The organism is Nocardioides sp. NPDC127503, from assembly GCF_040302165.1.
Classification (GTDB): Bacteria; Actinomycetota; Actinomycetes; order Propionibacteriales; family Nocardioidaceae; genus Nocardioides.
This window is the reverse complement of sequence record NZ_JBEORH010000006.1, coordinates 339,556-360,124: the sequence shown is the minus strand read 5'-3', so window position 1 is coordinate 360,124 and position 20,569 is coordinate 339,556. Positions and strand designations below refer to the sequence as shown.

Sequence of the window (20,569 nt, the reverse complement as noted above, 5' to 3'; positions counted from 1 at the left end):
CCTCATCCGGAAGTGAAACATGACTGCCCTGGACCCGAGAGCGCCGCTCGTGCTCGATACACGCGAGCTCGGCCGCCGCCCGGGGTCCGAGCGTCACGTAGAGCTGACGGTGCCGGCGCCGGCGGATCTTGGTATTGAAGTCCTCTCTGTCCCTGAGGGTTCGTCGGTCGAGTTCGACCTGCGGCTCGAGGCGGTCATGGAGGGTGTGCTGGTCACGGGGACGGCTTTTGCTGTCCTCGAGGGCGAGTGCGTGCGGTGCCTGGAGCCGATCGAGGATGAAGCCGAGGTCGACATCCAGGAGCTGTACGTCTACAACGACTCTCGTGACGGCCAGGCCCCTGACGAGGACGACGAGACCAGCCGGACCGAGGGCGACCTGATCGACCTCGAGCCGGTGCTCAGGGATGCGGTGGTGCTCGCACTGCCGTTCCAGCCGATGTGCCAGGACGACTGTCCGGGACTGTGCCCCGAGTGTGGGGCGCGGCTCGCGGATGATCCCGGGCACAACCACGGCGACAAGGTCGACCCGCGCTGGGCGGGGCTGGCTTCGCTGAAAGATGAGCCCAGCAACTAGAGTTCGCCAGTAACTAGGCTTCAGTAGCCGGTCGAGATCCGACCGGCCGAATAAGAGGAGAAAACAGTGGCTGTCCCGAAGCGGAAGATGTCGCGCAGCAACACCCGCCACCGCCGCTCGGCCTGGAAGGCCGTTGCGCCGACCCTGGTGACGTGCGCGAACCCCGCCTGCGGCGCCAAGCACATCCCGCACCGTGCGTGCGGCGAGTGCGGCCAGTACGGCGCTCGCGCCGAGCGTCGCCAGGTCCTCTGATCTGACACGCGGTTAGTCTCCTGACCAACTACGCCGAGCTTCGCAAAGCGCTCGGGGATCCGATCCTGGACCCCGAGCTGCTTGAGCGTTCGCTGACCCATCGGTCCTACGCCTACGAGAACGGTGGCCTGCCCACCAACGAGCGCCTGGAGTTTCTGGGCGACTCGGTGCTCGGCGTCGTTGTCACCGAGACCCTCTACCGCATCCACCCCGACCTGCCCGAGGGCAAGCTGGCCAAGCTGCGGGCGGCAGTTGTGAACGCCCGCGCCTTGGCCGAGGTCGGTCAGGCCATCGGCCTCGGCCAGCACATCAAGCTGGGCCGTGGCGAGGAGGCCACCGGTGGGCGCGAGAAGGCGTCGATCGTCTCCGACACCGTGGAAGCGGTGATCGGAGCGGTCCACCTCTCCGGTGGCATCGAGGTCTCCACGGTCCTCGTCCACCGACTCTTCGACCCCCTCATCGAGGCGGCCTCCGACCTCGGTGCCGGGCTCGACTGGAAGACCTCCCTGCAGGAGCTCGCCGCCGAGCGTGCACTCGGTGTGCCCGAATACGTCATCACCGACGAGGGCCCCGACCACATGAAGACCTTCACCGCGAAGGTCCGAGTCGGCGACCAGCTCTACGGCAACGGCGTCGGCCGCTCCAAGAAGGAGGCCGAGCAGGCCGCCGCGGAGACGGCCTACGGCGAGATCCAAGCCGCCGCCTCCTCTTCCGCCTGAGACGGACTGTCCTTGCCTGAGCTCCCCGAGGTCGAGGTCGTACGCGCCGGCCTCGAGCGCCACGTTCTCGGCGCGAGGATCGTCGCCGTCGAGGTCCTGCACCCCAGGCCCGTACGCCGCCACCTCGCCGGTGCCTCGGCCTTCGCCGAGGAGCTGAGGGGCCGCGTTCTCACCGGTGCCCGCCGCCGCGGCAAGTATCTGTGGCTGCCGCTGGACTCCGGCGACGCCCTCATGGCCCACCTGGGCATGAGCGGGCAGATGCTCGTCCAGCCGCCGGAGTCGCCCGACGAGCGGCACCTGCGCGTCCGCATCCGCCTCGACGGCGCCGCGGAGGGCCGCGAGCTCCGCTTCGTCGACCAGCGAATGTTCGGCGGCCTCTCGATCAGCCCCGGCGGAGCCGAGCTCCCGCCCGAGATCGTCCACATCGCCCCCGACCCGCTCGAGGCCGCCTTCGACGCGGAGGCGGTCGTGGCCCGCGTACGCCGCTCCTCCAGCGGCATCAAGCGCATCCTGCTCAACCAGAGCGTGATCAGCGGCGTCGGCAACATCTACGCCGACGAGGCGCTCTGGCGCGCGAAGCTGCACGGCGAACGGCCGGGGGACCGGCTGACCGGCCCGAAGGTGCGCGAGCTGCTCGGCCACGTACGCGACGTGATGACCGAGGCGCTGGCCCAGGGCGGCACGTCCTTCGACGCGCTCTACGTCAACGTGAACGGCGAGTCGGGCTACTTCGAGCGGTCGCTCGCTGCGTACGGACGTGAGGGCGAGCCCTGCGACCGGTGCGGTGCGCAGATGCGTCGCACCGCCTTCATGAACCGCTCCTCCTACTTCTGCCCCACCTGCCAGCCGGCACCTCGAGTCCGCCGAATCCAGGGGTAAATAGTCCATTTGGGCTATTGCCCACAGCCCCTTCGGATCCTCCGAATGTTGCGGCCATATGACAGTTCCGACGATCCTCAGCGTTGGTTAAGGAAACCGGATTCCAGTGGGTTAATCTCTGGTCCGTTCGTCTCCGTTCGTCCTGGGTGCAGCTCTGCTCCGGGCGGGGGAGCGGACGATGCACCGCCTTGTTCGGGCTGGCGGTTTTGCCGGGTGGCGACGTGGTCATCCGGATCTCGGGGAAGACAAACCACGGCCCACCCATACCGCACAGGCGTGAACCACACGCCCTGCCATCGGTTGGTCAACAGCTCGACAAGGACAACAGGTGGCTCCCCACAAGCTCGCCGTATCCGATCATGCGCCCACAACGCGCCCGCAGGATCTGGAACTACCGCAACCCCGCGTAGCCAACGCTCAGGCCGAGCAGACCCGAACCATCCCGGTCGCCATGGCCGCCGACCTCAACTACGCGAAGCCCATGTCGGTGGCGATCACGTCGATGTTGGAGAACTCGGGAACCGACACCAGGTACGACCTCAAGATCCTGGTGGCGGAGGAGTACCCGGCGGACGTACGCGACCAGATCCTCAGCTTCGAGAGTCGCTACCCGGGCAACACCGTTACGTTCGTCGTCGTCGAAGGCTTCGCCGACGTCAAGGTCAGCACCTCGCACCTGACGGCACCTGCGTACTTCCGGCTCAAGCTGCCCGACCTCTTTCCGGACGTCGACAAGATCATCTACCTCGACGTGGACACCATCATCGAGAACGATCTGTCGCCGCTCTACGCGCAGGACGTGCATGACGTGTACGTCGCCGCGGTGCCGGCGGCCGCGTACCACCTTCGTTCGGCCGAGGCCGCGCGAGCGATGGGCCTCCCTTCCTTCCAGCGCTACGTCAACTCCGGCGTCATGGTGATGAACCTGAAGAAGATGCGTGAGGAGGGTCTGGTCGAGAAGTTCCTCGAGCTTTCCGCCAAGGAGTTCGACTCAGACGACCAGGACATCATCAACATCGTCTGCTACGACGGCATCCGCCATCTTCCGCTCCGCTTCAACCTGATGACGAAGTACGGCCCCAAGAACGTAGAGGAGTTCTGGAGCAGGCCGGCCGTCCAGCGGGTCTGGTCCCAGGACGAGTACGACGAGGCGATGAGCTCGCCGGTCATCATCCACTTCGCGGACAAGCGCAAGCCATGGATGGATGTCTCGGCCGACTTCGCTGAGCGATGGTGGCAGTACGCGGCGATGAGCCCGATGTGCGCCGAGATCGTGGCGACGTATCTCGCCGACGCGGTCGCGGCGGCAGCCGGGGTCACCTCAGCCGTACGCAAGCGGTTGCGAAACCGTGTGGTCACCCTCGAGCAAGAGCTCCAGGGCCGTGATCGGGAGCTCGCCGACACGCGCAGGTCGGTGTCCTTCAGGATCGGGTCCTTGATGACCTCCGGACCTCGTGTCATCCGCAACTCGTTCAAGCGGGATGCCCGTTCGCCACAGCTGCGAACCCAGGTCATCGAGAAGTAGCCCGCATCGCGGCGGGCCGTGAGAGCCAGCTCGATCGAAACCAGACCCACCGCAGGCCGACTCGAAGGCCCGCACTGTCGTCACCCAGAAACACAAGGAGGAACCATGCCTGCCGGTATGGGCGAGGAACCGACCAACAAGCTCGGGCTGCGTCATCGGATGGTGCGCGTCGCAGAGGTGGACGGCGAACACAAGCTGGTGTTGTTCGGTCGTCCGACCAGCGGCGGTCCGGTCGTGTCCCGCTACACCCGGCTCCTGGACCGGCAGTCGGGTCTGAACGCGAAGATCGAGCGCCTTCGCGCGCGGCTGGGAGAGCCCGATGGCACCGAGCTGGAGAGCGGGCGGCCGTACTACCTCAAGCCCGACAGTGCTGAGCGGCTCAGCGTCGAGGAGATGGTCGAGACCCTGGCCGCGTACGACGTCGTCTCGTTCGATGTGTTCGATACGGCGCTGTACCGAGCGGTGGAGTTCCCGAAGGATGTCTTCCGGATCTTGGGGTCGAGGCTCGGCATCGACAGGTTCCCGAGTATCCGCAAGCAGGCGGAGGAGCACGCGCGTCGGGAGAACGACAACTACAAGGGGTCCCGAGAGGTCACCCTGCGTGAGATCTACGCCGTGATGGTGGAGCGATACGGCGCGGAACCGGAGTGGGAGGTGCTCGAGCGCGACCTCGAGATCGAGCTGGCCGAAGCGAACCCGTTCATCAAGGACGTCTTCGACCGGCTCCTCGCCAAGGGCAAGACTGTCGTGTTCACCTCGGACATGTACCTTTCACGGGAGGTCATCGAGGAGATGCTCGTCCGCAACGGATATGCGGGCTACGAGAAGATCTACCTGTCGAACGAGTACCTTCGCCGCAAGGGCGACGGCACGCTGCAGCAGGTCCTCCTGGAGTACTACGGCAGTGAGACGTCGATCGTCCACGTCGGCGACAACCTCGAGGCAGATGTCGAACAGTCCGAACGGGTCGGTCTTCCGGCCGTGTACAACGAGGACCAGCGACGACTCGTTCGGGAGCCGTACATGGAGACGCTGGCGGGCAGCTTCTACGGCGCGGCCGTCAACAACTCGATCGGCTCCGGCACCTGGACCGAAGGCCTGCACTACACGCACGGCTACCGCGTCGGCGGTGTCCTGGCCGCGGGGTTCTGCGAGTTCCTCGAGTCGGTCGTACGCGAGAAGGGCATCGACCGGATCCTGTTCTGCGGCCGCGACTGCGACGTGATCTCGCGCGTCTACGACCGCTTCTACGGCAGCGCAGAGGGCGTCTACATCGACATCTCCCGCTATGCGGCCGCCGGGATCACGCTCGACCTGAACTTCGACGACTTCGTCGGGCGCTCCTTCTTCCGCTGGTTCAACGAGTCCAACAACACCAAGACCATCGAGCAGCTCCTGATCGACACGGGGTTCGACTACCTGCTGCCGTACCTGGACGAAGCGGACATCGAGCGGTTCCTGTTCCCGGCCAGCGCCACGCGGCGACGTCTGGATCGGTTCTTCTGGGACCACAAGCACGTCATCGAGGAGCACAACCGCACCAGCGTCGACGCGGCGAAGGAGTACTTCAGTGCGGCCGTCGGCGATGCCAAGCGGGTGCTGATCGTCGACATCGGCTGGAGCGGCACCTGTATCACCGCCCTTCGGCATTTCTTCCGCACCGCGTTGGCTGACCGAGCTCTCGAGGTCTCCGGCGCGCTGATGTGCACGAGCCGCACCGAGCAGGTCACCGACATGGTGTCCGACGGCTTCATCAGCGCATATGCCTACTCGCCGATGGCAAACCTGGACCTGACCAGGTTCATGATGCCCAGTGGACCGAAGGCAGCACGCAAGACGGACCTGCTGCACCACCCGCTCGAGTACCTGTTCACCGAGGTCGCCTCCAGCGTTGTGGGCTACGGGTTCGAGGATGGCCGAGCTGTTGCCGTCCGCGGGAACAACGCTCCGCGCAACGTCGAGCAGATCACCGAGATGCAGCGCGGGATCGTCGACTTCGTCGAGGCGTACCTGGCCCGCTCCAAGAACTACCAGGACATCCGCCCGATCTCTCCGTATGTTGCGTTCAACCCGTTGAAGGCGGCGATCGAGAACGAGTCGTACTCCCACGAGGTCTACAAGGACTTCCTCTACGACGCCACACCGGCTCTGTTCGGCGAGGAGACGCACACCGAGCGATTCGGTGACCTGTTCGACCTCGGTGGGCCGATCCGGGCCCTCGAGCCTGCTGGCGAGTCGAAGGACTCCGCCCAGGTCTCGCGCTCGCGGCGCATCGTGTTCGTGTCCCCGGAGATGACCTACACCGGCACGCCCCGGAGCCTGCACCGGATGTGCAAGGTCGCGATGTCTCTGGGGTACGAGCCCGTGGTCTGGACCGCGAAGCCCGGCCCCTTCTCGAAGGAGTTCGCAGCTCTCGGCGTCTCCGTGAAGGTGATGCGCGCCGGCCAGCTGGGCCCGAAGCGGATCAGCAAGCTCATCGAGAGCGGCGTCGAGCTCGTCGTGTGCAACACGGTCGCGACCGACGACTACGTGCGCGCCCTGGAGGGCCGGATCCCGCTCGTCTGGTACGTGCGTGAGGCGACCAACCTGCCTGACTTCTTCGCCGCAGCCCCGGAGCGCCAGGAGACGCTGCGTCAGAGCCGCAGCATCTGCGTGGTCAGCGAGTACGCGGCTGCAGCCGTCGCGGAGCACGCCGACGGGCCCGTCGAGGTCGTGCGTAACAGCGTCGTGGACGTCTCCGAGTACGCACAGCCGTACGAGATCGCGGCCGGCGGCAAGTTCAGGTTCGTCCAGCTCGGCACCATCGAGCACCGCAAGGGATTCGACGTCTTCATCGCCGCCTACAAGGCCATGCCGGAGGAGTATCGGGCTCGCGCAGAGCTGCACTTCGCAGGTGGGTTCATCAACAGTGGTACGTCGGTCAGCTCCTACGTGTTCGGCCAGATCGCAGACGAGGAGAACATTCACTACCACGGTGTGATCTCCGACGAGCGAAAGAAGATCGAGCTCCTTTCACAGATGGACACCGTGGTCGTCGCGTCGCGCGACGAGTCGTGCTCCCTCGTCGCACTCGAGGGAGCGATGCTGTCCAAGCCCTTGATCGTGACGGAGAACGTCGGCGCCAAGTACATGGTCAGCAACGCGAACGGCCTAGTGGTCGACACCGGCGACGTGATGTCCCTCCGCGACGCCTTCATGGCCGTGATGGACAAGAAGGCCTCGACGCTCGAGAAGATGGGCAAAGCATCCCGCCGGGCGTATGACGAGCGGGCCAGCATGGACGCGTACACCAAGGACCTCGCCGGTCTGTTCGAGCGCCGGATCGCCGCCGGGGCCGGCCGCAGGATCCAGCCGGCCACGTCGAGGGCCGATCGACGCCGTGGACGAGTTCCTTCTGCCACCCGCGACGTCGTGGTCTCGCTCACCTCGATTCCTCACCGGATGCTCACCATCGGCCCGTGCATCGACTCCCTCGTGGACCAGACGAAGCGCCCCGACAAGGTGCTCCTGTGGCTCTCCACCGAGAACTTCCCCAACCGAGAGGCCGATGTCCCGAACGAGGTCCTGGAACGTCAGGACGACTGCTTCCGGATCCGCTGGGTGGACGGCGACATCGCGCCGCACAAGAAGTACTTCTACGCGGTACAGGAGTATCCCGACGCACTCGTCGTCACCGTCGACGACGACGTCGTCTACGACGAGAACCTCGTCGAGACCCTGTACGAGGGTCACCTGGCGAACCCCCACGCCATCATCTGCCAGCGTGCGAACCTGGCCATGTTCCGGCCCGAGGGCACCCTTCGTTCCTACGACGGGTGGATCTACGACTGCAACTATCTGCGTGGCAAGGCGAGCTATCAGCTCCTTCCGACAGGCATCGGAGGGGTGCTCTACCCGCCGCACTCGCTGCCCACAGCGACCTTCGACCTCGACGCGATCTCCGAGACCGCGCTGTACGCCGACGACCTGTGGCTCAAGGCGATGGCGACCGCCAACGGCTACCCGGTCTGGATGCCGCGCGAGCGGGCCGGCTACCAGCAGATCCAGGAGGCCCAGACGGTCGCTCTGTGGCGCCGCAACGCTTTCCAGGGCAACAACGACCTCGTGCTGGAGAAGGTGTTCGATCATCTCGAGCACGGCGTGGGAGTCTCCCGCGATGCCTTGCTGCAGCGCATCCGAGGTGTCGCGGACGACGGTCGCGTGATCGGCCCGGACGACGTCGACACGGCGCCGCTTCTCTGACGGCCATGACGGTGCATGTGGACGAGGGAGTTTCATGACGACCGCGACGAGCACGCGGTCGGACGATGCGCGTACGGCATCGAGTGCACAGCCGCGGCCTGGTGTGTTCCGGCCAGACATTCAAGCGCTGCGCGCGATCGCGGTCCTTTCTGTGTTCGCCTACCATCTCGCTCCGGGCCGACTGAGTGGCGGGTACGTCGGCGTGGACGTGTTCTTCGTCATCTCCGGGTTCCTCATCGGAAGTCACCTGCTCCGCGAGATGGAGACGACCGGCCGCATTCGCCTGGGCGCGTTCTGGGCCCGGCGTGCGAAACGGCTTCTACCGGCGTCGCTCCTCGTCCTGCTGGCGAGCGCCGTCGCGACGTTCATCTGGGTGCCGCGAAGTCTCTGGTCGCAGTTCCTGACGGAGATCGCCGCCTCGAGCCTGTACGTCGAGAACTGGCGGCTCGCCTGGGCGAGCGTGGACTACCTCGCCGCCGACAACAAGCCCTCTGCGGTTCAGCACTTCTGGAGCCTCTCCGTCGAGGAGCAGTTCTACGCGTTCACGCCGCTCCTGCTACTCGCCGTCGTGCTGCTGTCCCGGTCGATCGGCCCCGGCTCGTATCTCACCACCCGACGACTCGCCGGATTCCTGTTCGCGCTCATCGTCTGTGCATCTTTCACCTACGGCGTCTGGCTCACTGCGAACAGCCCAGAGGCATACTTCTCCACCTTCACCCGGGCGTGGGAGTTCGCCGCCGGAGTTCTCATCGGGTTCTTGCCGGCGATCGCGTCGAGGACGGCGCGCACTCTGTGGGTGGCCCTTGGCCTTGCCATGATCGCGACAGCAGCGACGCAGTACACCAGCGCCACGCCATTTCCAGGAGTCGCTGCCCTCGTTCCGGTGAGCGGCGCTGCCCTCGCCATCTGGCTGGGCCGCGGGACGTTCCTCGCGCGAGTCGGGTCGTGGCGACCCGTGTCCATCGTCGGAGACACCTCGTACGCCATCTACCTCTGGCATTGGCCGCTCATCATCCTGGTGCCCTACATCACCGGTGCGCCTCTGAACGTGGGGACAAAGCTGCTGATCCTCGGCGTGACGTTCCCTCTCGCATGGCTCAGTACGACCCAGTGGGAGAACCGTGTGCGTTTCTCCACGAGGCTTCTTGGCGGACGCTCTCCGGTTTCGGTCGGACTGTGGAGCGCTGCGGCAATGGTGGTCGTGCTGGCCGTCGCTGCGGCTGGACTGACGGCGCAGGCGATCAGCGCAGCTGAGTCGGAACAGAAGGCGAAGACCCTGCTCGCCCGGAACCTGCCATGTCTGGGCGCAGCCGAGCTCGCCGATCCGACGTGCGAGAACCCCGATCTGGAGGGTGTTCTCGTCCCGAACCCGTCCGACCTCGTAACGGACCAGGCGAACCGAGCCGAATGCTGGTCGAGCTCGGCCGCCAAGACCGGTGACGTCGTCATGTGCCAGCTCGGTCCGAAGACCGGCTACAGCAGGCGACTGCTTGCGGTTGGCGACTCCCACAACGACCAGATGGTCGGGGCGTACGAGGACATCGCGAACGAGTTCGGGTGGCGGATCGATGTCGCTGGTCGAGTCGGCTGTTACTGGACGGAGTCTGACCTCCAGAAGGACAGCACCGCAGACCACCGGATGTGCCAGGAGTGGCGACGTGGCATCAGCGCGTACGTCGAGAAGGCTGATGATCTGGACGCGATCCTCACCTCCAAGGCGCGAAACTCCTCTCCGATCGTGGCCGGTGACGATGTGACGACCTCGGTCGATGAGACCGCTGACGGGCTGGCCCGCGCGTGGGCGCACCGGCCGGCCCCTCGAAAGGTGCCCGTGATCGCGATCGAGGACAACCCGGCGATGCCGGAAGGAACGATGGCTTGCGTGGAGGCGCAGCGGCTTGACGCAGCTTCAGCGTGTGCGCAGCCGCGCCGGAAGGTCCTTCCGCCGTCGGGACTGGCAGAGGCCGTGGCCATCGACCCGAACGCGGTGCTGGTGGACTTGACGGATCTCTACTGCGAACCGAAGTTCTGCCGGCCGGTCGTCGGTCACGTCATCGTCTACCGTGATGACGGTGAACACCTGACCCTCACCTACACGCGCACCCTTGCGCCGTACCTGGGCCGCGCCATCGAAGACGCCTTGTGACAAACCTGGAGCGTCGCGGAACCAGTTCCGTCCCATCCTTGCGCTGCGAAAGTGATCACGAATGATTGACAGGACGACATCCCCGGCTCAGATGACGGCGATCGAGGTCGCGGGGCGGAGTTACGCGGTCTGTGTCCCGCATGCCGCAACGGACTACATCCAGTCGAACCTGGTGAAGACCGGCCGCCCTTACGAAGAACAGATGCTCGAGGCGATGGTCGCTGCTCTCGAGCCAGGAGACCTCGTGGTCGATGTCGGGGCGAACATCGGCAACCACACCCTGTACCTGGCGGTGGTCGGACGGCTCCAAATAGTGGCGTACGAGCCGAACCCCGAACTGGTCGCGGGAATCAGAGCCAGCATCGAGGCCAACGACCTCGGTGAACGTGTCGTCGTCCGTGAAGTCGGCGTCCACGCGAAGTCCGCACGCGGCACCATGGCAGACCTCGACGCGACGAACTTGGGGGCACAGTCCGTCGCGGTGGCGGACGACGAGGGCGACTTCGAGGTCGTCGCGCTCGACGACGAGCAGTTTCCGGCCCGGGTGGCGGCGCTCAAGATCGACGTCGAAGGAGCCGAGATCGATGTGCTCCATGGCGCGGCCGATCTCATCGCCCGCGACCGCCCTCTCCTGTACGTCGAGTGTGGAACGCTGGCGGGATACCAGAAGGTCTCCCCATGGATGAGCCGAATGGGCTACGCCCAGACAGGCACCTACAACCTCACACCGACCCATGTCTTCCGCCCCGCCACGGGAACACCCGAGGAAGCAGAGGTGGTTGCGGCGCTGGTCGCGGCGACCGAGGAGATCTACGGCCTCAACGCATTGAAGCGGTCGCTCCGTGACCGGATCAGCGAGTACGAGCAGCGGGACCCGCAGTTGGCCGCAGAGAAGGACCTCCCGCTGTGAGACCAGTTCGGGGGCGTTCCGTCGGAGAACGGACCGGCGTGACGGACTGGCGCCATCGGACCGAGGCCGGGGTCCGTCGGGCCAGGGGGCTGCTGCGTGGCAGGCCGACGCTCAGCGTGGTCGTACCGGTCTACAACGTGGCGGAGTACGTCGAGAAGAGCCTGCGCAGCGTCCTGGACCAGCCGCGGAGCGAGATCTCGAAGCTCGAGGTGATCGTCGTCGACGACGGCTCGACCGACGGGTCGGCGCAGATCCTGCGGCGGCTTGCCGCCGAGGAAGCCTGCGTCACCGTCATCACCCAGCCGAACTCGGGGGTGTCGCGAGCGCGTCACACCGGGATCGACGCGGCGACCGGCGAGCTGCTGACGTTCGTCGATCCCGACGACACCCTTCCGCAGGATGCGTGGTCGGCGATGGTGCGGTCGCTGCGGCGTACGGGCTCGGACTTCGCGGTCGGTGCGGCAGAGCGGGTCGCGGTCGATGACGGGGTGGAACGCAGGTTCATGACGCCGCTGATGCGTCGCAACCACGCGGAGGAGCGGCTCAGGTGCCGGATCGAGGACGCGCCGCTGATGCTCGCCGACATCTTCGTGTGGAACAAGATCTTCCGGCGGTCGTTCTGGACGGAGAACGCGATCGCGTTCCCCGAGCGCACCCGCTACCAGGACCAGGTCGCGCTCACCCAGGTGTTCCTCGCCGCCGACTCCTTCGACGTCATGACGGAGATCGTCTACGACTGGCAGGTCCGCTCCGACCGGTCCTCGGCGACGCAGAAGCGTGCGCAGATCGCGAACCTCGTCGAGCGGATCGACACCAAACGTCAGACCATCGACCTCGTTCGCGCGGCCGGTTCGGCGAAGCTCATGGAGACCCTGCTCGTCGAGGTCCTGCCGATCGACATGTGGGAGCACTTCCGCGCGGCGGTTCACCCCGACACCGAGGACCCGAGCCGCTACTGGAAGCTGCTGCGCGGCGCCGTCCTGGAGTTCTGGTACGACGCCGGGGTGCCGTTCGAGAACACGGCGGTTCCACGTGCTCAACGGCTGATGGCGTGGCTGGTCGCCCAAGACCGGGCCGAGGACCTCACCGCTCTGATCGCGATGATCGACAGGTACGGCGCCCGGGCGGCCTTCAGGCAGCATCCGTGGCGCAACGATCCGGCGCTGCCGCCTGATCTGGGCAACATCGAGAAGGTCGGTGGGAGTGCCCTGCTGACGCGGCAACCAATGCGTGGATAGGCTCGCCCCGTGCGAGAACGTTTCCGGTTGACCCCAGGCGGTCGTTACCCCCACGAGCCTTGGTTCCACATCGGTTCATTGGGGGTGACCACGACGTGGCTCGTGGTCTTCACGAGCATCGTCGGGCTGATCCTCTTCGCCGTGATGGGCAGCCAGGGTGTGTTGGCCGGGCTGGCCCTGATCCAGCCCAACCTCGCCGAGCTCAAGCTGTGGACGCTGGTCACCTGGCCGTTCGCCTACCCGCAGTTCAGCATCTTCGACGTCCTGGCGATCTTCTTCTTCTGGTACTTCGGCTCCGACCTCGAGCGCAACGAGCTCGGCAAGGTCCGGTTCGCCTGGCTGCTGGTGGCCTTCACCGCGGTGCTCTCGTTCCTGACCGTCGTCTTCGGCGCAGTGCTGGACCCGAACTACCTCCTCGCCGGCCTCGGGATGCTGGAGATGATGGTGGTGCTGCTGTGGATCGCGCAGTGGCCCGACCGGATGTTCATGTTCAACATCCCGGCCTGGCTCTTCGGTGTGATCCTGGTCGGCATCCAGCTGATCCAGTACCTCGGCTACCGCAGCTGGGTGATGCTGCTCGTCTTCGTCGTCGGCCTCGCCGTCAACGCCTTCGTGGCGCGCCAGTTCGGGCTGCTCGACCGATTCCCCTGGATCCCGCAGGTGGCCGGCAGTCCAGGCCAGCCGAAGCCGGCCAAGCCCGCCAAGGCGAAGAAGCGCAAGTCGGGCCCGACCGTTGTCACCGGCCCCTGGGAGTCCTCGACCGTCTCCAAGGACGACCAGCGGATGGACGAGCTCCTCGAGAAGATCCACGCCGAGGGCGCCGACTCGCTGACCAGCAAGGAGAAGAAGGAGCTCATGCAGCTGCGTGAGCGCCGCCGCCGCGGCTGAGCCGGAAATGAGCCGAAGTTGAGTGCGATCCACTCACATTTCGGCCGTATTCGCGGTGAATGCATGGTCGGAGGTCCCGGCTTTGGACGCGCGACGTTGACGCTTGTCGATAACGGTGTCACCCTTGTAGACGGCCCGGTATCGCGGGAACTTCTAGTGATTCCAACGAAGGAAACGTATTCATGGCGAAGGCGCTGATCGGTTACATGAGCAGCGACCTGCGGACTCCCGCCCACCTCACAGCCGAGAATGCTCGGCTTCGTGCGCGTGTGCGTGAGCTCGAGGATCTCGTTCTCACTCTGAAGACGGAGAACGACGCTCTGGTCGCGGCTCACACCGCAGACCTGGACACCTCGATGCAGGAGATGCAGCCCGCCTGACCTGCGGGCAACTCTGCAACACCACGAGCGAGAGCTATTTCGTGTTTCGCGGCTAGCTTCGTTCAGGGGGAACCGACTCTGATTCTCAGGGTCGGTTTCGACCATTTCGGGGTCTCGACCAGCTCGACCACCGGGGTAGATGGTCGCCGAGCGTTCACCTGAGGTTCGGCCGACGGGCGCCGGGGACAACCCAGCGTCGCTACGCTCGCGCGGTTCGCCACCGTCGGTGGCCCGTTTCGTGATCCCCCCAGGAGCTCTCCGTTGTCCTCGTTGCGCCATCACCCGGTCCTGCGGTCCGCGGCCCGCCGCCTTCCCGACCCGCTCAAGGAGCAGATCAGGGCGGCGCTGGCCCGCCGGGAGCGCCGCGGGCGCAAGCCGGTCATCGGGCTCGCCGGGTTCTTCGGGGCCGGCAACTACGGCGACGAGCTGTTCCTGTCGGTCTATGAGCAGTACTTCGGCGAGGAGTTCGAGCTGCGGGTGCTCGCCGACAACATGACCAAGCCCTACTACGACCGGCCGCTCGCGGAGATCGTCGACGAGGTGGACGCCATCCTCATCGGCGGCGGGGACATCCTTCAGTCGTGGCAGGCGGACCCGCGTTACTTCAACCACAAGATGCTGGCCAAGCCCGTCTTCGTGGTCGGTATCGGGGTGCCGATCTACCGCAACACCGAGATCAAGCCGCATATCATCGAGAGGCACAAGAAGTTCCTCGAGCACCCGAACGTGAAGTTCATCGGGGTCCGCGACCAGCCGACCGCCGACTGGATCCTCGAGAACATCTCCGCCGGCCTGGACATCAAGGTCGCCCCCGACATGGTCTGCGCGCTGGACCTTCCCCCGGCGACCAAGCCCGAGGGGGCGCCGATCCTCGGCGTGGTCACCCGCTACCGCCCGAACCTGGACGAGCCCGACGACTACTCACGCGTCGAGGAGATGGCCGGCAAGGCGATCGCGGAGGGGTGGCGCGTACGTCATCTCATCCTCGGCACGATGGACGTCGGCCGCCGCGACGTGGCCAACGCCGACGACCTCGACATCCCGGGCAAGGAGGTCGTCTACACCGAGGACCTCGACGAGCTCACCCGGGCGATCGGGGAGTGCACCGCGTTCGCGAGCATGAAGTTCCACGGCTCGGTGGTGGCCACGATGTACGGCGTGCCGTCGATCGTGATGATCGCGACCAACAAGAACCGCAACTTCATGAAGCGCATCGGCCTGGAGGCCAATGTCTCCGCTTTCGACGCCGCCGACCTGGCCGAGCGGTTCACCGAGCGGGTCATCCCGGATCCTGAGGCGGTCGCCGGTCTGCGTACGGCCGCGGACGCCCATCTGCAGGAGCTGCGGGCCGAGGTGAAGCAGACGCTGGGGCTCTGACTCCGGCCGTCGGTGGGGGCCGAGGTCCCCAGATCTACAGCCCCGGCGGGTTATCCTCGACCCGCTGGGGTTCCCCTGAGCAGCGGCGATTAGATTTGCTGGCTCACCTCAGCCACGCTGATGTGTTGCGAACTGTGTACGACCACGTGGTCCTGAGCCGGGGGAGAAGCCGATGTACCTCAAGCGTCTGACGCTGAAGGGTTTCAAGTCGTTCGCCTCCGCGACGACCCTCGAGCTCGAACCGGGGATCACCTGCATCGTCGGCCCCAACGGCTCGGGCAAGTCCAACGTCGTCGACGCGCTCGCCTGGGTCATGGGTGAGCAGGGCGCCAAGAGCCTGCGCGGCGGCAAGATGGAGGACGTCATCTTCGCCGGTACGGCCGGCCGCGCCCCGCTGGGCCGCGCCGAGGTCTCGCTGACGATCGACAACACCGACGGCGCGCTGCCGATCGAGTACGCCGAGGTCACCATCTCGCGCACGATGTTCCGCAACGGCGGATCGGAGTACGCCATCAACGGCAGCCCGTGCCGGCTGCTCGACGTCCAGGACCTCCTCTCTGACTCCGGCATCGGCCGCGAGATGCACGTCATCGTCGGTCAGGGCCAGCTCGACACGATCCTGCGCGCGACCCCGGAGGACCGCCGCGGCTTCATCGAGGAGGCCGCCGGCGTCCTCAAGCACCGCAAGCGCAAGGAGAAGGCGCTCCGCAAGCTCGACTCCACGCAGGTCAACCTGGACCGGCTCCAGGACCTGCTCGTCGAGATCCGCCGTCAGCTCAAGCCGCTCGGCCGCCAGGCGGAGGTCGCCCGGCAGGCGCAGACGGTGCAGATGGACGTACGCGACGCCAAGGCCCGCATCTACGCCGACGACCTGGTCACCGCGAAGACCGAGCTCGACAAGGAGCTCGCCGACGAGGGTGCGCTGCTGGCCCGGCGGGCCGAGGTCGAGGAGACCATCGCGGAGGGACGCGAGCAGGAGGCTGTGCTCGAGGCCGCGCTGCGTGAGGACCTGCCGGCGCTGGCCGCCGCACAGGAGACCTGGTTCGCGCTGAACTCCCTGCGCGAGCGGCTGCGCGGCACCCAGTCGCTGGCCTCCGAGCGGGTACGCAACGCGGCCGGCTCCGAGGACCTGGAGGTGCGCCAGGGGCGTGACCCCGAGGAACTCGAGGCCCAGGCCGAGGTGGCCCGCGAGCAGGAGGAGACGGCCGACGCCGAGGTCGAGGAGCTTCGCTACTCCCTCGAGGAGGCCGTCGAGTCTCGTAAGGAAGCTGAAGATGCCGCCGCGGAGGAGGAGCGCCGGGTCAAGGGGCTCGAGCGCGCCGCCGCGGACCGTCGCGAGGGGCTGGCCCGGTTGACCGGTCAGGTCAACGCGCTCAAGTCGCGCGCCGCTGCCGCCGATGACGAGGTCGGGCGCCTGACCGCTGCTCGTGAGGAGGCGCTGGCGCGCGCCGAGCGGGCCCAGCGCGACTTCACCGCCCTGGAGACAAAGGTCGCCGGGCTGGACGCGGGGGAGGAGGGCCTCGACGCCGAGCACGAGGCCGCTGCTGCCGCGCTCGAGGACATCGAGGAGCGTCTGGCCAAGCTGCAGGCCGAGGCTCAGCAGGCCGACCGGGACCGCTCGACCCTGGCCGCCCGCAAGGACGCCCTGGAGATGGGTCTGAACCGCAAGGACGGCGCCGGTGCGCTGCTCGGTTCGGACCTTCCGGGAGTGCTGGGGTCGGTTGCCTCCCTGCTGGCGGTGCGCTCCGGCTACGAGGCCGCGATCGCGGCGGCGCTCGGCACCGCTTCGGACGCGGTCGTCGTCGAGTCCGCTGAGCGTGCCGTCGGGGCGATCGAGCACCTCAAGACCGAGGACCTCGGACGGGCCGGGCTGCTGCTGGGCGGTTCTCCCGAGGAGACCGGTGGCTGGCCGGCGCTGCCTTCCGGCGCCGAGTACGCGCTGGACGTGGTCGAGTGCCAGCCGGTGCTGCGGCCCGCGGTGGCGCGGCTGCTCGACAAGGTCGCGGTGGTCGAGGACCTCGCCAACGCTCAGGCGCTCGTGGCGGAGGACCCCGAGGTCACCGCGGTGACCCGTGAGGGCGATCTTATCGGCGCCCACGTCGCCTCCGGCGGCTCCTCCAGCGTACCCAGCCTGATCGAGGTGCAGGCCGCGGTCGACGAGGCCACCGCCCAGCTCGCCGAGGCCCACGCGGTCTCCGAGCGGGCCACCTTCGAGACCTCCCGGCTCGAGGCCGAGCGGCTGGCCGCGCAGAAGCGGGTCGACGTCGCGCTGGCCAAGCTGCACGAGTCCGACGCGACTCTGGCCGCCGTGGCCGAAGAGCTCGGCCAGTTCGGCGCCCAGTCGCGTGCTGCTCGCGGCGAGGCCGAGCGGCTGCTGGCCGCCGTCGAGCAGGCGCAGGAGGCGCGTGAGAACGCCGTCGCCGGGCTCGCCGAGCTCGAGGAGCGCCTCGCCATGGCCGAGGAGGACCCCGAGGACGAGCCCGACCTCAGTGCCCGCGACGGGCTGGCTCAGGCCGCCCGCGACGCACGACAGCGCGAGATGGACGCGCGGTTGGCGCTGCGTACCTCCGAGGAGCGAGCCCGCGCGCTGGCCGGCCGTGCCGAGGGGCTGCTCCGCGCGGCCCGTCAGGAGCGCGAGCAGCGCGCCAAGGCGGCCGCCCGCCGTGAGCAGATGCGACGCGAGGGCGAGGCCGCGCGAGCGGTCGGGACCGCGGTGGCGTACGCGCTGGACCGTCTGGAGGTCTCGGTGCAGCAGGCTGCCCGGGCCCGCACTGAGATCGAGGAGTCCCGCGCCGGGCGCGAGCAGGCGCTGCGCGAGTGCCGCTCGCTGCTGCGCAACCTCGGCAAGGAGCTCGAGGAGCTGGTCAACTCCGTCCACCGCGACGAGATGGCCCGCGCCCAGCAGCGGATGCGCATCGAACAGCTCGAGGAGCGGATCCTCGAGGAGCTCGGCCTCGACGCCGAGGCGATCGTCAAGGACTACGGCCCCGACCAGCTGGTCCCGCAGCACCCCGACGAGGACGGCAACGAGCGCGAGCCGATCCCGTACGTCCGTGCCGAGCAGGCCAAGCGGCTCAAGATCGCCGAGAAGAACCTGCGCGCGCTGGGCAAGGTCAACCCGCTCGCGCTGGAGGAGTTCGCTGCTATGGAGGAACGCCACAAGTTCCTCACCGAGCAGCTCGAGGACCTCAAGCAGACCCGCAAGGACCTCCTCGACATCGTCAAGGAGGTCGACAACCGCGTCGAGCAGGTCTTCACCGAGGCCTGGGAGGACGTACGCGTCGCCTTCGACCACGTCTTCGCGCGGCTCTTCCCGGGCGGTGAGGGCAGGCTCGTGCTCACCGACCCGGACAACATGCTCACCACCGGCATCGAGGTCGAGGCGCGGCCGCCGGGCAAGAAGGTCAAGCGGCTCTCGCTGCTCTCCGGCGGCGAGCGGTCCCTGGTGGCCGTCGCGTTCCTGGTCTCGCTCTTCAAGGCGCGCCCCTCGCCGTTCTACATCCTCGACGAGGTCGAGGCCGCGCTCGACGACACTAACCTCGGCCGGCTCCTGGAGATCTACGAGGAGCTGCGCGAGTCCTCGCAGCTGCTCGTCATCACCCACCAGAAGCGCACCATGGAGGTCGGCGACGCCCTCTACGGCGTCACCATGCGCGGCGACGGCGTCACCACCGTCATCTCGCAGCGCCTCCGCGACGCCCAGCCTGCCTGAGTGCTCCCGCTCGTCGAGCCGCGAGCGGGGAGCGAGTACGACGCATGATCATGAAGGGCCGACCAGCGGCGACTGCGAGACCGTCCTCAACATCGAGGAGGCACGGCTGCACCGACCTCAAACGGCTGAATGGCATGCTTCCATGAGCGCGTGAAACCGGGACACCGCGGCGCACGCGCGCTCACCTCAGCCGCACTCGCCGGCTCAGGGGTTCTTGCCTACATGGCAGCGTGGCAACGCTGGTCCGGGGTGTGCCCGCGTGGCGGCTTCGACGAACCTGCCTGCCTCAAGCGGCAGGACCACCTCTACGACTACCAGTGGCCGGCCAGCCCGTGGGATTCGATCGGGCATGCGGCTGAGCTCTACGGGCTCTCGGTCCTGTTGCTGGCCGTCGCGGCGTTCGCACTGCCGTTTCTGCTGATGCCCGCCTTTCATCGCCTCATCTTGTGGCCGCTCGCCGTCATCCCGGCTGCCGTGCTCGCCGGCACCGGCGTGCTGGTCTTGGCATCTGGGATCGCGGGCAGACCGGTCACCGTTCCCCACTTCGATCTGACGGCGCTCATCGTCGTTGGCGTGCTGTGGCCCACCGCGCTGACCATTGCTGCCGCGATCGCAGCGGGTGGGTACATCCCGACTGAATGGCCCGAGGCTTCCGAAGACCGGCCGTCCATCGCACGGTCCGTGAGCATGGTGGTGACAGCGCTGCTGATCGCCGCGACGACTGTGCTGCCGACATATTTCCTCGTTGGTCCAATCGCTGCGGGCCATGTCTCCCACGACACAGCCCCCTGGTCTGAAGCTCCCGCTGGCGCGCTCCTCGTCCTTGCCGCCATAGTCATGTGGCCGGCGACGACGCGTGTCACGGCTCGGAAGTCGACCAGAGGTGCTCAGTCTGAGACGGCGCGCGTGTCTTGATTGCTGCCCGCTCCTCCGCTCACCTGTGCTCGCGGCTCAGCGCCCGCGGCGGTAGGAGCGGATGGGGCTGGAGGTCGACGCGCCGTACGCCGCAGAGTGCGCAGCGTACGTAGACGACTCGGCCCTCCGAGGTCTGATGGCTGGACTCCGTGAGCCAGCCGTGGTCGTGGGTGGCGTCCGCACGCCGGGACTCCTCTGTTGCGCTGTCGGTCATGGTCGCCACTCTGCTGTAATGGTCTTATGCATCTCAACCCTTACGGCGAGTACGCCGTGCTCCTGGCTGCCTCGCTCGCCGACGACTGGCCAGCGGACCGGGTCGGCATCGAGGCCCGGACCCGGGAGTTCGGGATGACGATGGACTTCGCCGAGTCTCCCGACGACCACGCGCGTACTCGGTACGTGATCGATGAATGGCTCCGCGTCGTCGATGCGTCGGAGCCGGGCGAACGGGCGCGGTTGCTCAACGAGCTGATGGCGCAGGCGACCGCGTACCCGAGGCTGACCGATCACGGTCGCGAAGGGTGGCACATCCACTACCGCGACGACACCAACGATTCGCTTCCCGACGTGCTGCGAGCGGTGATCAGCGTGGGCACGGCGCTGCACCTGACCACTCGGGGCATCCATCGGCTGAGCCGGTGCGAAGCCGGGAAGATGGAGGGGGACCCATGCTCCGCGGTGGTCGTAGACGTCACCCGCAACGGCCGCCAGCGCTACTGCTCGGTCCGCTGCGCCAACCGCGCTGCGGTCCGCCGGCACCGCGCCCGACACTCAATGGCTGCTCACTGATCGGCGCACTCCGAGGTTCAATC

16 protein-coding genes are annotated in these 20,569 nt (G+C 67.1%); 15 read left to right on the top strand and 1 reads right to left on the bottom strand.

Annotated features, from left to right (window positions below):
- Positions 1-19: 19 nt before the first annotated feature.
- The 14 genes from ABTW65_RS16410 to ABTW65_RS16345 all read left to right on the top strand — a co-directional run bounded on the left by ABTW65_RS16410 (position 20) and on the right by ABTW65_RS16345 (position 19,757).
- A complete protein-coding gene (locus tag ABTW65_RS16410) occupies positions 20-574 on the top strand; it encodes a YceD family protein (RefSeq protein ID WP_350661856.1) in 555 nt (184 codons plus the stop codon).
- 66 nt (positions 575-640) lie between these two features.
- On the top strand, positions 641-826 hold the full coding sequence (rpmF, locus tag ABTW65_RS16405; RefSeq protein WP_008358292.1) for a 50S ribosomal protein L32: 186 nt from the start codon (positions 641-643) through the stop codon (positions 824-826).
- Positions 827-846: 20 nt separating this feature from the next.
- The gene (gene rnc / locus ABTW65_RS16400) at positions 847-1,545 is read left to right on the top strand and encodes a ribonuclease III (RefSeq protein ID WP_350661940.1); all 699 of its coding nucleotides are present in this window, start codon (positions 847-849) and stop codon (positions 1,543-1,545) included.
- Positions 1,546-1,557: 12 nt separating this feature from the next.
- The gene (gene mutM / locus ABTW65_RS16395) at positions 1,558-2,424 is read left to right on the top strand and encodes a bifunctional DNA-formamidopyrimidine glycosylase/DNA-(apurinic or apyrimidinic site) lyase (protein WP_350661853.1); all 867 of its coding nucleotides are present in this window, start codon (positions 1,558-1,560) and stop codon (positions 2,422-2,424) included.
- Positions 2,425-2,752: 328 nt separating this feature from the next.
- Entirely contained in the window at positions 2,753-3,949 is a 1,197-nt protein-coding gene (locus tag ABTW65_RS16390) for a glycosyltransferase family 8 protein (protein WP_350661851.1), read from the top strand.
- A 105-nt stretch (positions 3,950-4,054) separates the two neighbouring features.
- Positions 4,055-8,191, top strand: coding sequence for a glycosyltransferase (locus ABTW65_RS16385; protein ID WP_350661849.1), 4,137 nt, complete (start codon positions 4,055-4,057; stop codon positions 8,189-8,191).
- Between the two features lie 34 nt (positions 8,192-8,225).
- Complete coding sequence (locus ABTW65_RS16380; protein ID WP_350661848.1) at positions 8,226-10,337, top strand: acyltransferase family protein; 2,112 nt, start codon at positions 8,226-8,228, stop codon at positions 10,335-10,337.
- A 91-nt stretch (positions 10,338-10,428) separates the two neighbouring features.
- Positions 10,429-11,247: an FkbM family methyltransferase gene (locus ABTW65_RS16375; RefSeq protein WP_350661846.1), complete on the top strand. Its 819-nt coding sequence runs from the start codon at positions 10,429-10,431 to the stop codon at positions 11,245-11,247.
- Positions 11,248-11,285: 38 nt separating this feature from the next.
- Positions 11,286-12,485: a glycosyltransferase family 2 protein gene (locus tag ABTW65_RS16370; protein WP_350661844.1), complete on the top strand. Its 1,200-nt coding sequence runs from the start codon at positions 11,286-11,288 to the stop codon at positions 12,483-12,485.
- Between the two features lie 84 nt (positions 12,486-12,569).
- Positions 12,570-13,373, top strand: coding sequence for a DUF6576 domain-containing protein (locus ABTW65_RS16365; RefSeq protein WP_350661842.1), 804 nt, complete (start codon positions 12,570-12,572; stop codon positions 13,371-13,373).
- A gap of 182 nt (positions 13,374-13,555) precedes the next feature.
- Positions 13,556-13,753: a hypothetical protein gene (locus ABTW65_RS16360; RefSeq protein WP_141803713.1), complete on the top strand. Its 198-nt coding sequence runs from the start codon at positions 13,556-13,558 to the stop codon at positions 13,751-13,753.
- A 261-nt stretch (positions 13,754-14,014) separates the two neighbouring features.
- On the top strand, positions 14,015-15,130 hold the full coding sequence (locus ABTW65_RS16355; protein ID WP_350661840.1) for a polysaccharide pyruvyl transferase family protein: 1,116 nt from the start codon (positions 14,015-14,017) through the stop codon (positions 15,128-15,130).
- A 172-nt stretch (positions 15,131-15,302) separates the two neighbouring features.
- Positions 15,303-18,842 carry a chromosome segregation protein SMC gene (smc, locus tag ABTW65_RS16350; RefSeq protein WP_350661838.1) on the top strand — a complete coding sequence of 1,180 codons (3,540 nt, stop codon included), beginning with the start codon at positions 15,303-15,305 and terminating at the stop codon, positions 18,840-18,842.
- A gap of 222 nt (positions 18,843-19,064) precedes the next feature.
- Complete coding sequence (locus ABTW65_RS16345; protein WP_350661836.1) at positions 19,065-19,757, top strand: hypothetical protein; 693 nt, start codon at positions 19,065-19,067, stop codon at positions 19,755-19,757.
- Between the two features lie 19 nt (positions 19,758-19,776).
- Here the strand turns inward: ABTW65_RS16345 and ABTW65_RS16340 are convergent, their stop codons facing one another.
- On the bottom strand, positions 19,777-19,971 hold the full coding sequence (locus ABTW65_RS16340) for a hypothetical protein (protein WP_350661834.1): 195 nt from the start codon (positions 19,969-19,971) through the stop codon (positions 19,777-19,779).
- A 26-nt stretch (positions 19,972-19,997) separates the two neighbouring features.
- On the opposite strand from ABTW65_RS16340, the gene ABTW65_RS16335 reads away from it, so the two are divergent.
- Positions 19,998-20,546 (top strand): CGNR zinc finger domain-containing protein, encoded by a 549-nt coding sequence (locus ABTW65_RS16335; protein ID WP_350661831.1) that lies wholly within the window; start codon positions 19,998-20,000, stop codon positions 20,544-20,546.
- Positions 20,547-20,569: the final 23 nt, after the last annotated feature.